At 42.9% G+C, this 12,936-nt stretch carries 13 protein-coding genes; 2 read left to right on the top strand and 11 right to left on the bottom strand.

Going from position 1 to position 12,936, the window contains the following annotated elements:
• Positions 1–489 carry a D-glycero-alpha-D-manno-heptose-1,7-bisphosphate 7-phosphatase gene (locus tag NVS78_RS07415; RefSeq protein WP_286358620.1) on the top strand — a complete coding sequence of 163 codons (489 nt, stop codon included), beginning with the start codon at positions 1–3 and terminating at the stop codon, positions 487–489.
• A gap of 82 nt (positions 490–571) precedes the next feature.
• On the opposite strand, the gene NVS78_RS07410 is transcribed toward NVS78_RS07415, so the two are convergent.
• The 9 genes from NVS78_RS07410 to NVS78_RS07370 all read right to left on the bottom strand — a co-directional run bounded on the left by NVS78_RS07410 (position 572) and on the right by NVS78_RS07370 (position 11,356).
• The gene (locus NVS78_RS07410; protein WP_286358619.1) at positions 572–1,855 is read right to left on the bottom strand and encodes a hypothetical protein; all 1,284 of its coding nucleotides are present in this window, start codon (positions 1,853–1,855) and stop codon (positions 572–574) included.
• A gap of 20 nt (positions 1,856–1,875) precedes the next feature.
• Positions 1,876–2,070, bottom strand: a complete 195-nt coding sequence (locus NVS78_RS07405) for a hypothetical protein (protein ID WP_286358618.1) — start codon at positions 2,068–2,070, stop codon at positions 1,876–1,878.
• 16 nt (positions 2,071–2,086) lie between these two features.
• Positions 2,087–3,460, bottom strand: coding sequence for a RagB/SusD family nutrient uptake outer membrane protein (locus tag NVS78_RS07400; RefSeq protein WP_286358617.1), 1,374 nt, complete (start codon positions 3,458–3,460; stop codon positions 2,087–2,089).
• Between the two features lie 18 nt (positions 3,461–3,478).
• Complete coding sequence (locus NVS78_RS07395; protein ID WP_286358616.1) at positions 3,479–6,892, bottom strand: SusC/RagA family TonB-linked outer membrane protein; 3,414 nt, start codon at positions 6,890–6,892, stop codon at positions 3,479–3,481.
• 394 nt (positions 6,893–7,286) lie between these two features.
• On the bottom strand, positions 7,287–8,507 hold the full coding sequence (locus NVS78_RS07390) for an alanine dehydrogenase (RefSeq protein ID WP_286358615.1): 1,221 nt from the start codon (positions 8,505–8,507) through the stop codon (positions 7,287–7,289).
• Positions 8,508–8,526: 19 nt separating this feature from the next.
• Positions 8,527–8,946, bottom strand: coding sequence for a tRNA (adenosine(37)-N6)-threonylcarbamoyltransferase complex ATPase subunit type 1 TsaE (gene tsaE, locus NVS78_RS07385; RefSeq protein ID WP_286358614.1), 420 nt, complete (start codon positions 8,944–8,946; stop codon positions 8,527–8,529).
• A 59-nt stretch (positions 8,947–9,005) separates the two neighbouring features.
• Complete coding sequence (locus NVS78_RS07380) at positions 9,006–10,088, bottom strand: Mrp/NBP35 family ATP-binding protein (RefSeq protein WP_286358613.1); 1,083 nt, start codon at positions 10,086–10,088, stop codon at positions 9,006–9,008.
• A 206-nt stretch (positions 10,089–10,294) separates the two neighbouring features.
• Positions 10,295–10,798, bottom strand: coding sequence for an O-acetyl-ADP-ribose deacetylase (locus tag NVS78_RS07375; protein ID WP_286358612.1), 504 nt, complete (start codon positions 10,796–10,798; stop codon positions 10,295–10,297).
• A 6-nt stretch (positions 10,799–10,804) separates the two neighbouring features.
• Positions 10,805–11,356, bottom strand: coding sequence for an NUDIX domain-containing protein (locus NVS78_RS07370; protein ID WP_286358611.1), 552 nt, complete (start codon positions 11,354–11,356; stop codon positions 10,805–10,807).
• A gap of 237 nt (positions 11,357–11,593) precedes the next feature.
• Between NVS78_RS07370 and NVS78_RS07365 the strand changes: the two genes are divergently transcribed.
• Positions 11,594–12,130, top strand: a complete 537-nt coding sequence (locus NVS78_RS07365) for a hypothetical protein (protein WP_286358610.1) — start codon at positions 11,594–11,596, stop codon at positions 12,128–12,130.
• 34 nt (positions 12,131–12,164) lie between these two features.
• Here NVS78_RS07365 and NVS78_RS07360 read toward each other — a convergent pair whose 3' ends face one another.
• The gene (locus NVS78_RS07360) at positions 12,165–12,563 is read right to left on the bottom strand and encodes a hypothetical protein (RefSeq protein WP_286358609.1); all 399 of its coding nucleotides are present in this window, start codon (positions 12,561–12,563) and stop codon (positions 12,165–12,167) included.
• A 97-nt stretch (positions 12,564–12,660) separates the two neighbouring features.
• Positions 12,661–12,906, bottom strand: coding sequence for a hypothetical protein (locus tag NVS78_RS07355; protein WP_286358608.1), 246 nt, complete (start codon positions 12,904–12,906; stop codon positions 12,661–12,663).
• Positions 12,907–12,936: the final 30 nt, after the last annotated feature.

The following is a 12,936-nucleotide window of genomic DNA, read 5'->3' as shown; positions in this document are numbered from 1 at the left end:
ATGAATAAAGCCGTATTTTTAGATCGGGATGGAACCATTAACTCGGATGAAGGCCATTACTATATATACAGAAAAGAAGATTTTATCTTTAATCCGGGAGTGGCCAAAGGAATCAGACGCCTGAACGAGGCAGGCTATTTAATCATTGTAGTAACTAACCAGGGAGGAGTGGCCAAAGGAGAATACTCGGAGAGAGAGGTAGAGCTACTCCACGAATACATGTGTTCGGAACTGGCAAAAGCAGGAGCCCGCATTGATAAAATCTATTACTGCCCCCACCACGACAGCATTTCGATATGCAGATGCCGGAAACCCTCGCCTTACATGATTGAAAAGGCCATAGAAGAATTTGATATCGACAAATCGGCCTCGTTTTTAATCGGGGACGGAACAAGGGATATCGAAGCTGCCGAGGCTGCCGGAATCCGGGGAATTAAGATACCTAAAAATAGCGATATCACCCCCGTTATAGATGCAATTTTAGGTTAAGATTAAAAATAGGGCGGATTTGTATAAGTCCGTCCTATTTCTTGCAAGTCAATACTCGGATATTGACAACCGCCGGTAATTTTTACTCGACCTTGGCAAACCGGAATACCAAGGTATAGTAATCCGACATCGGATACTCTCCGACAACTTGCCACGAATATTCCGGGTGCGTCGCACCATAATAACACTTTGTCAAAAAATCTGTCGGGACATAATCGTAAATACGGAGTTCCAGTTTTTTCCCTTTACGCAAGAGACGCATTCCTACAATCCCCTCCTCCTCGCTCACGTTCGTGGCCGAATAATTTTTGTTTACCTTTCCGAGTTTCACGGTCATCACGTCCTCGTAACTCATCGTTGCCGTCTCGTTCAAACGAGTAGATTCCTCTTTCATGATCTCAACGGAACAATTCCGTAAATAGTGAGCTAAATCTCCCGTCACACCGTCGATATTCAGGGTATTTCCATCAGGACCGGCAGAAAAACGAATCACATCCGTTGTATTATTATTCACAGGAAGATATTCACAGTCCGCTCCCGTTTTATCCTCATAGCTTGCCATACGACGAACGAAAGCTTCATCCGTGAAACTCTCAAACCTCCACTCTCCTTCTATATCTTTAAATTGAGTAGGTCCGCTAACCGTTATCGTCGTGGAAGCATTACCTCCCGCCTCAATAAGTCCCCCTTCCTTTATTCTTAAAACGACCTTATCTTTTCCTACTTCCTTCTTCAAAAAACGAAACGTCGCAACTGCATAGGCTTTCATCGCCCCCATATACAACTCCTGTTTTCCCCCGACGATCTCATAATGTTCGTTCAATACGGCCGTCGATACGGGATCTATTTCGAAAGGAACATAAACTTCCGTCTTTTTGTACATATAATCGTTTCCCCCAACCTGCAGAGAGACGGCAATCTCTTTCTCGGCCTTCAAATCGTAAGAAGCCGCCCTAAATGAACAACTGAATACATCCCTTATCTCCACGGGAATCATGGTCACCCGATTATTCCATACTTCATATCCCTCTGCTCCGATTAAGGCCAAACGGATCTCTCGTTGGGGAGTCACATTCTCTTTCGGCGTAATCCATACCGTATCCATCGATTCTCCGAGTTGAAGCGTAAATTCTTTCATTTCCATCGTGTAATCCTCATCTAAAACCGCTGTCCCGGAAATGGAAAAAGGAACCACAACCGTCTCCTTCGCCGGAGTCGACGCAATCAACTCCACAGCCAACGGGGTTTCTGCCTTCAAAATATAAATCGGCCGGCCGAAACTCAATGTCGGCAAATCATTGTCATCATTCTTGCAACTTAGTAGAGACAAGAATAAGATCAAACTATATAATAATATTTTTCTCATATACCCGTATTGTTTTTAGTTCAATCACCATAAATTTCATTATAAACCTCTCGCTTAAGCAGAATCGCATCCCGCTCCGCATTCGTCAATTTGGCAGGAGTAGGTAAAACAAATTCATTACTAACGTCACTCAGTCTCTCGGGCATATCTTCCGCATCGTCACCACAAGCTGCAAAAGACAAACTCGCCACCATCAGTATCAATATATATTTCATTGTATGCCGTTTTAAATTAATATTTATCGTATTCCGGATTCTGAACAATAGAAGGATTCAAAACAATATCCGCTTTCGGAATCGGGAAAGTATAAAGAAATTTCAATGTCTCGTATTTTACACCGCTAACTCCCCACCAAAATTCGGGACGTCCGTTTCGTTTTAATTCATACCAACGGTCTCCGTTCTCCATGTACAGCTCTTTTCTTCGCTCATTCAGGATAGCTGCCATAAGAGGAGTTAACGCTTTACCCATAGCATCCATCCGTATACGTGCCGATGCATCTACCGTCGGTAAATCACTCATCGTGTAGGCTATGTAAGGCTCAATACGATTCTCACGCAAAAGATTCAGGTAATGTAACGCATTATCGTTATCTCCCAGGTGGGCATAGCACTCGGCAATAACCAAACACATCTCAGCACTTCGGATAGCAGATCGAAGTGTCTTATTGTTTAACAATTTATTCGTGAAAAAAAGGGTATAACGTATATCGTTCTCCTTCTCCGTAAACAGATTGATTAAATCTTCAGCGACAGGACGAGTTTGAGAATAACCGAAACTCAAATCCGTATAACCTTTCGTCTTTGAAGTTCCGGCCCGTAACAGTTCATTACCGACTTGTGCCACCTCGCTCTTCATCATCTCCTTATACGCTTCTCCTTTTATCAAAGGATAAGCTTCCAATATCTCTTTGGCGATAGGGATTGCCAAATCCCATTCCTGGGCCCAGAAATAGGTTCTGGCTAAATAAAACTTGGCAACATTCACGTTCAAGCGGTACTTCTTATCCGTTTGGTTCATATCGATCGCCGTTTTCAGATCCTTTACGATAAAATCGAATGTTTCTCTTAAGGTTGCCCGAGCAGGCTTCGCCTCCATATCAAACGTTTCCACGAGAGGAACTCCATTCATTCCAGAAGCTTTCGCTTTATCAAAAGGTTCACAAAACTCCCGCATCAAATTATAGTAACACATCCCTCGTAAAGTATATGCCACAGCCGCAATCTTTTTTCCTAATTCGGAAGACTTGTCTTCCATCTCGCCCAAAATAATGTTACAATCCCGAATCTTCTCGTATATATATTTATATCGGCTCGCCATCGAATTAATATCCTCTCCCACGTATATTTGTAACCGGGAAGACAAACTCAGATCTCCGTCCAAATTATCCGAATAACTCTCGAAAGACAAAGTCTTCGTATATTCCCCGAACACGTAATAATCACTCGCTTCATCCAGATTACGCAAGTAATAATGTATCAAAGAAGAAAATTCTTCTGCCGTTTCGGGAATCACCTCGCTCTTTTTTTTCACATCCAAATACTCTGTACACGAGATCATTCCCAAAAGTAGTAAGCCCATAATATATAAATTAATCCTTCTCATGTTTTTATTTTTTATCTATTAAAATCCGACACTAATTCCCCACGACACAGAACGCGTCACTGGATAAGTTGTCCCTGGTGTCTCCGGGTCTATACCGGAATAATTCGTGAAAGTGAAAAAATTCTCCAACGATAAAGAGAGATCCACCGACGAAAACCGTATCTTCCGCATCCATTGCACGGGTAAAGAGTAAGACAACGAAATATTCCGAATTCTCACGAACGAGACATCTTCCAGATAGGTAGCATTCGTAATCTCATCCTTGTGAACATTATACTCGTCCAACAACAAACGATCGCCCAAATAATCGATGATCCGGGGATATTTTACCCCTGTAGTACGTCCCGGGCTCCAACGGTTCACCATATCTTTCCGCACATTCAAATGATTACGATACAAATCGCTATAAGCCGTCTGTGGTTTTTCTCCCGTTACATAAGAGGTCACCTTGTTATAGCTTGCAGGAGAATTAATTTTATCAATAATTTTAGCACCCGACGAAATAGTTCCTCCTACACTTAAACGAAGATTCTTATAGGAAGCCTGCAAATTGAATCCCCCGGTCCATGGAGCCGTAGAGGTACCTAAATAAAATCGATAATTATCAACATTTTGTAAATCGGTACCGGTGTAGATTTGTGCATCAGGACGCAGTACATACGTGTAAACTCCATCGCGTGGATCTATGCCTGTATATCGTCCGCCAAATACGGCATCCAAAGGATATCCCTCGAAAATACCTTCACTCATCATCAATGTTTCACTCTGCCGGTCATATTTTGTCAGCTTGTTACGGTTTATCGAAATGTTTCCTCCCAAGGACAACCGGAAATCCCGGCCGTCAACCACCTTCACGTTCAACGTCATCTCGAGTCCTTTATTTACGACCGTCGAGGTATTAAAAGACTGGTTGCTAAAGCCCGTCGAAGAAACAACATCCACCTTCGATACCAAATCCGTACTCTCCCGGTAATAGCCTTCCACTAACCCGGCAATCCGTTCATTAAACAAACCGAAATCCAAAGCTAACTTCATATCTCTCGTTTTTTCCCATCTCAACTTAGGATTAGGAGCAGAGGATATCACCCCTGTACGCATCCCTTCCCAATAAAGAGACATATAATTTAAAACCAGTTCCTTATTCACACCCTTTACGACATTCCCCGTGTATCCCATAGCACCACGCAAGGTCAATCGGCTCACGTACGGCCGTGCGAATCGCATAAAATTTTCCTGGTCCAGATTCCATAACACCCCGACAGACCAAGTCGGATTAAATTGTTCATCACTTCCGAAATTATTAGAGCCGTCCGTTCGAAAGGTCAAACTAAACACGTAACGGTCCATAAAATTATACTCACCAGAGGCGAAGAAAGAGGCATAACGACCTTCGTTAGTGTTTTCTCCGGCCAAATCATCCATTAAGTCTGCGAACTCCGACACGTCGTCTCCATCCGGATTCGACGGTTTGGGCATCGTGGCATTACCGGTGACATCATCATAACCGTAACGTTTAAAATAGGTCGACACGCTCTTACTTCCGCGTAATTCCGCTCCTCCCAACAATTTAATATAGTGTCCGCCCGAAAACTCATTCGAATAAGTGAACATCCCTTTCACGTCGTAACTGTTACTATTAGATTCGGAACGAGTAATCGATCCGTAAGGAGTCCAATCACTTCCGCTCGTATTATTATCGAAATACAATCTGTCGTTATAAGCAGCATACGTATCTTTATTCTTTATATCCGCACTCCGATTATTCGTGTATTCGTAAGAAACCTGTCCGTCGAACCATAACTTACTCGTAAAATTATACTTCAGATTAGCCCAAACGGAAGAACGGGAATTGATTCCGTCTCCTGAAGTTTCCCGCATCTCCCGCAAAATATTGAATCCGTTAGTAGGCAATTGTGGGACATCCGCTCCATAACCATCACTCAATGCACCCAAGTTGAAATAGGTCATATCCGGCCGATAACTGCCATTCTCGTTATAAGGTCTTTCGTATGGATTTGCAAAATAAGCATAAGTAAAAGGATCCACGTCCATGGATGAACTATGAGATTTTTGCCTGGATAAGTCTATTCCCAATCCAGCCTCAACCCTTTTTGTAGGTTTCACATTCAAAGTAGCCCTTAAATTATAACGTTCATAATCCGTCTCTTTCACCAAACCGTTATTTTTATTATATCCGAACGAAACATAGTAAAGAACATTATCGGCACCTCCGGAAAAAGAGAGATGATGGGACATGGAGAATGAATTACGAAAAATCTCATCAAACCAATCGGTCGTTGTTCTCCCCAATTCATTGATGTAAGCATCCTGTTCCGCTTTACTCATAGGCTCGAAGTTTTCCACGTCATCATAGAAAGTATTATTCTTCCCTAACTTGCCGGACCGTAACATTCCGACAATTCCGACAACGGGAACATGCTTTGCATTATTCTCGTAAGCCTCTGCAGAAAACTCATCCCATAACTCCTGCTCCCAAGCAAGTTTCTCGGAAGAGTTCATCAAGTTAGCATCTCTTTGCGGCTTCAATCCGATTGAAAAATTGATACCGTAATTAACCCGCATCTTTCCCGGCTTCCCTTTCTTCGTGGTGATGACAATAACTCCTCCGGCTGCTCGGGAGCCGTATATGGCAGCCGCGGAAGCATCTTTCAGAACAGTCACGTTCTCAATATCATTCGGATTAATCCCCCCGACTCCGTGAGTAAGAATTTCGTTTAAACTTCCGGATTTTATCTCTCCCGTTGAAATTTCCGGTACATCCTGTTGCAAGGGAATCCCGTCGATAACCCACAAAGGCTCGGCATCACCGCTAATCGTACTCGTTCCCCGAATCCGGATCTTCGCAGATTCTCCCGGTCGTCCGGAAATCGCCGAAACACTCACCCCTGCCAATTGCCCTTGCAATAACATATCCAGATTCGTCACGGATTTATTAGCAAAAACATCTCCTGTAAGGACACCGACAGACCCCGTCGATCGCCGCTTCGTGGTTTCCCCGTATCCAGTGATAACCACCTCGTCCAATTGTTCGATTTTTTCTTTCATAAGAATACTCAAATTCACTTTCGGATCGGTAACCTTCTCTTCCCGAGATTCCATTCCTATACAAGAGAATACCAATATCCACTCTCTCTGTTCCGGAACCGACAACTCGAAATTTCCTTTCCTATCCGTCATCACCCCCCATAGCGTACCCTTCAACAAGACGGTAACTCCTGGTAAATCAAGGGAATCTTTATCCATTACCCGCCCTTTCAAGACAACTTTTTTCCCCTTTGGATTCCCCGTTTCCAATGAGATTCCTATCGAAAAAACTTCCCCTAACGGGACCAGAACCAAACACACCAAATTCACGATAACCATGAATCCGTGCGACCTGAACACGCCCATTCGTTTATCACACCTTTTCATACTTTATGTTAATAATTAAATAAATAGATTAAATACAGTAAACATACTCTCTTCCCAATGTGTTATGTATTATTTTTTTTAATTTTCAACAAAAGTAACGGCAAAAACAAGGCATTAAAATCCCCACAATTAGGGATTTTAATCATATACCCTCCCCTTTAATGGGGACAATCCTAAAAGATATCAACTGTAAATCAAGAAATAATTCAGATTAGAAACCAATCTGATTTACGAAAATATTTTGAAACGAAATACGAGTAAAGAAACAGATCGCTCTTTCTCCCCTAAAATAAAGAACCACGATTGAAACTCACCTCGATCGGAATACAAAAAATATTCTCACCAGGAAAGGTTTTTTTATTCAATCGCACTTACATAATTTTACATATAAATATCAAAAAGCAGCCAATAATAAATCAATATCTCTTGATATTAAACCGAATTTATCGGCAATGATTTTACGCGTCAACAAGCCATTATATATATACACGCCGTGTCGGAGCCCCGCATCCGTTTTTATTGCATTGCGAAAACCTCCGTTACAAGAGATCTTTTCCATCAAAGGAGTAAATATATTACTATAAGCAATAGACGCTGTCCGAGCCACCCGTGAAGCCACGTTGGGAACACAATAATGAATGACTCCGTTATACACGTAAACCGGTTTTTCGTGTGTCGTCGGTCCGGAAGTTTCGAAACACCCTCCGTGATCGATAGACATATCCACAATAACGGCACCCCGTTTCATCAGTTTTACCTGCTCCTCGGTAACAGAAACCCCTTGATCGTCATCAAAATAACGCAAAGCTCCGATGACAACGTCTGCGGACAACAAAGCTCTATCCAACACGGGCTTATGGAAAACGGAAGTAAATACCCGCTGTCCCAAACAGGCGTTTAATCGACGTAACCGTTCCAATGAATGGTCGAAAACTTTCACGACAGCACCTAATGACAAAGCCGTACGAGCTGCATATTCACCTAAAGTGCCCGCCCCTAAAATAACAATTTCCGTAGGTGTGATTCCGGTAATCCCGCCTAAAAAAATTCCTTTTCCGTTCCGGGAATTACTCAGATATTCGCTGGCAATCAGGATCGCCGCACCACCACAAATTTCGCTCATGATGCGTACCACCGGATAAAATCCGTCCTCGTCTTTCAGAATATCGAAGCCGATGGCCGTCACTTTCTTATGCATCATCTCAATGATCGCATCTCTCCGCAGTTCAAAGAGCTTCAAGGGAGACATAATGACCTGGCGCTCCCGCATATATTCAGCATCTCTCGGACTTACAGGCGTTGATTTCATAATGATATCGGCAACATATACTTCTTCCGGAGTCTCGACAACACGAGCCCCCACATCCGCATACTCCCGATCCGTATAATTCGCCTGAAAACCTGCCCCTCTTTGCACTATGACCGCATGACCCGCGTCTATCAGTATCCCGGCAGATTCCGGAGTCAAACAAATCCGATTTTCATCCCGATCCGTTTCATTAGGCAGACCTATCACAAATTTCTGCCGCTTCCACTCCTGAAACACCTCTTTTTCCTGAAATACGAACCACTCCCTATCAATCGTGGCCCCGGATAATTTACCAGAGTTATCCATAGTACGTTATATTTATTTATTACATTCCTTCTACAACCAATTCCCGACGTCCGTCCGGCAACTCCGAAAAACGACAAATTATCGCATCTTCAGGTAAAAGCGGCTCGATCATTTCCGGCCATTCGACAAAACAAAGGTCTCCACTATAAAAATACTCTTCATAGCCAAAATCCATTGCCTCTGTCGTATTTTTAACCCGATAAAAATCGAAATGATACACCCGTTTCTCATCTGCCGTAATATATTCATTCACGATAGCAAAAGTAGGCGAGGTTACATCATCTTCCACTCCCAAACAGTCGGCAACAGCTTTTACAAAAGTCGTTTTACCTACTCCCATGGGACCGTATAAGGCAAACAACGTATGGTCCCCTACTCTCTCTAAAAATGCAGCAGCAACCCGAGTTAAATCCTCCAACCCGTTTATTATCCAACGCATATATTTCATTTTTACAAGGGACATACTACAATAAACGTCGAAGTCCCTATGGACAAAATTCATCCTTTCGTAACGCGGACTCTTTTAGCCGTACAATTGACTTCTTCCACGGACTCAACCACCTGACGAGCCAGATCAAGAAACGCCTCTCCGGTAATCGTATTTTCACCTGCCGCAACCGGTACCCCACTCTCTCCACCCTCCATGATGCTCATCACGATAGGTATTTGCCCCAATAAACGCAATCCCTTCTTTTCAGCCAAAAATTTAGCCCCTTCCTTTCCGAAAATATAATATTTATTATCTGGCAGTTCCGCCGGAGTAAACCAAGACATATTCTCCACGATTCCTAACACGGGAACAGAAATTCCGGGAGATTCAAACATATTGATACCTTTCACGGCATCGGCCAATGCCACTTGTTGAGGAGTACTTACTACAATGGCACCGCTTAAAGCCACCGTCTGGACCAAAGTCAAATGGATATCGCTCGTTCCCGGCGGAAGGTCAATCAACATGAAATCCAACTCGTCCCAATGCCCCTCTTCTACCATCTGTTTCAATGCATTGGAGGCCATCGGACCTCGCCAAACCGTAGCCGCGTCGGGATCAACAAAAAATCCGATAGACAGTAACTTAACCCCGTACTTCTCAACCGGCTCTATCAACTCTTTTCCCCCGACCTCTACCATATAGGGGCGAGCATCCTCACACCCGAACATTTTAGGAACAGAAGGACCGAAAATATCAGCATCTACCAAACCCACCTTATATCCCAATTTAGCTAAAGCAACGGCCATATTGGTAGCCACGGTCGATTTACCGACCCCTCCCTTGCCCGACGAAACAGCTATAATATGTTTAACCTTTTCCAACGAGAGAGGTTTTTCCAAATCATGCATGAAAACACTCTCTATATCGACGGTATTATATCCTAACTTCTCTTTCAGTAACTGCTCGCATTTATTTTTTATAGCGTTGATAAACGGATCATTTGATTTCTGAAATACTAACCGAAAACTTACCCGATCTCCATCCGCCTTCATATTTTGTACCATATCCAGACCAACGATATTTTTCGATGTTCCGGGATATTTGATCTCTGCTAATACATCCCGTATTCCTTTTACTATCTCTTGCATATCATCATCAGTTTATATAAATTGTATTCTACAAAATTACAGGAATAAAACCATTTTCCGGCATTTTCTATCCACAAAATCACCCGTCATACGAAAAAGTCATATTAAACAATATAATTTAGAGATCATACAACAGATTTAACCTCATATCCGGATTCCTCATTCTTATCGCTTACCGGATACAGATCTCCATCCGGTGAAACAAACTATGACAAAAGCTTCCGATAAAGTTCGTAATCCGAAAGGCTAAAACAAACCACGTATACTTTTTTAAAATGCGGGTGCATAGTTAAAAAAGCCCGGATCTCCCGAAGAGCGATCGGGGCTGCCCGTTCTATCGGATAACCGTAAGCCCCCGTACTGATAGAGGGGAATGCGATCGTCTTCAAACAGTTCTCTTCGGCGACCTTCAGACTGTTCCGGTAACAGGCTGCCAGCAACTCCGGCTCCCCGTGCTTTCCGTCCGCGTATATCGGTCCTACCGTATGGATAACGTGACGAGCCTTCAAACGATGACCTCCGGTTATTTTCGCCCCTCCCGTCGGACAACCGCCCAACGCCCGGCACTCTTCGAGTAACTCTTTCCCGGCAGCCCGGTGGATAGCACCATCCACCCCACCCCCTCCTAACAGGGTACGATTTGCCGCATTCACGATGGCATCCACGTTCAATGTCGTGATATCGGCTTTAACTACTTCCAATCGCTCCATAAATTCCTATTTTAAATACAATCTATATTCTTGCGGGAGGATCTCGAATATCCGGTCCAGCTCAAAATGAGCCAAACCGTCGTCTTTTTGCTCTAATCCCCGCGTCTGCATATATATTTTCAACGCCAACGACCTACACGCTTCTTCGAATACTTGCCGGTGATCGAAAGCCAGAAACGGCATATCGTCAACCGGATACCAACGGGCCGCCGCCGCATCATCATTTCCCTCGACCCTGTATTCTCCAGGGTCGACCAAAGCATAAAAGGCAATGGTGACGGTCCTTCCCCTCGGATCCCGTTCCACGGCGGAAAATGTATGGAATTGTTCTACAAAAATCCCCTTCATTCCCGTCTCCTCCTCCAATTCACGCAAAGCTCCGGTCTCCGCCGTTTCGTCCATATTTAAAAATCCCCCGGGAAAAGCCCAGGCTCCTTTAAAGGGTTCATTGCCCCGCTGTATCAGCAATACGTTCAATTTTTCTCCGTCAAATCCAAAAACCACACAATCCGTCGTTACTGCCGGACGAGGATATCGATAACAATATGCTTCTTTCATAACTTAGCCTTTTAACTTTCTCTTGCAAAATAGCAATCAATTTTTCCAATAAACAAATTATCGAATCTCATATTAGCAAACTCTTTCCGGCAAAAACTCGCCTTCCGATACGACCACACGCGTCAGAACGATACAATTTCATATATTTTCGATTTAATTATACTCTTTTTTTCAAACATTTTATCTCCCGTTCGTATACTACTCTGTCAATCAAGGTTTAATTTTAAAATTCACATTATGAAAAAGATTGAAACACTACTGTTTTTAACCTGTTCCGTTATTGTACTATCCTTATGGTTAGCCGCTTGTAGCGATGATGATAAAAACGAACGAAAGGATCTACTCCAAGGCAGCTGGAACATAGATCAGGCCGTGGCTATTGCTACTCCGGTAGAAAATGCTACCATGACCAAGGAGCAATTAGAAACCGTATTCAACAATTATACATTCTTCGGACAGGGCTCCGAAATAACATTCGTCGATGATACCGTTAAGCTGGTCGCCACTTTCGGAGACGTGGAACTCCCGATGAAATTGCCTTATACATTCGAAAAAGACACACTGACGATTACAGCTGCCGCCTCTCCCACCGTTACCTTTGAGATCAAGGGAGCCGTCGACTTCTATACCTCCCATTTCGAACTAAACCTAACCGACAAATCATACATGAGCATTCTGCAGTTCGTAGTCCAATTGACACAGGAACCGAATTTACAAAATGCTCTCTCCCAGACGCAACAGGCTCATGCCTCTTACAATCTGGTAAAAAAATAACCGAAAAACGACGAAAGCCTCCCGAAATCTAACACTACTCCCGGGAGGCTTTCCTAAAGAAAGGAGTATATGCTTTTTCTCTCGTTATATAAATACACTTGGGGACCACATAAAACCGACCACTCTTCATTTCCCGTTCAATCTCATAACAGCCAGTCTCTAAAAGATCATTACATTCTTCCCATCTATCAATTACGTAGTCAAATATATTCTGCGTTATTCTTAATTCCGCTCCATCTTTTACATCCCATTTAAAACGGTTATTTTCTATCCTCAAATGTTTTTCCAGACGATATAATGCTTTAAGATAAATAGCTACGTTGTCCCATATCGTATGACTATCCATCACATCACCGTTAATCCTTAAAAATACCGAATCAGCATAAAATCCGGCAACCTCCTCTTCCGGTAATGAATCGATCGTCACGGCCATATTCCGTTCTATTTTGTATTTCCCGGTCGCCAATCGTCGGTTATATTTGTTGTATTCCTTTACAATTCTCCCATAAATTTCTTCCGATATATTAACATCAGCCCCCCCTGCGGGAATCCCACACAAAACGTCCCCCATCTTCGTGAATACCCAGACGTTTTTCGGCAGCAAAATAATAATTTATATCCGTATCAGACCAAGAAGATAAATCACGAATATCCCCCTTTACTTCCAAAAATAAAGAATCTTTCCATGATACTTTAGTCTGAATTTTGCATTCATCTCTACAAGAAATCGTAAAAACCAATATTTCAATCCAAACAACAATTATATATTTATTCATTCATTTTCAATTAAAAAATTAATATAAGGG

The sequence above is a fragment of the Gabonibacter chumensis genome (genome assembly GCF_024741215.1).
GTDB classification, from domain to species: domain Bacteria; phylum Bacteroidota; class Bacteroidia; order Bacteroidales; family Marinifilaceae; genus Gabonibacter; species Gabonibacter massiliensis.
The sequence above is the reverse complement of the archived record's forward strand: the minus strand, read 5'-3'. Positions and strand labels throughout refer to the sequence as shown.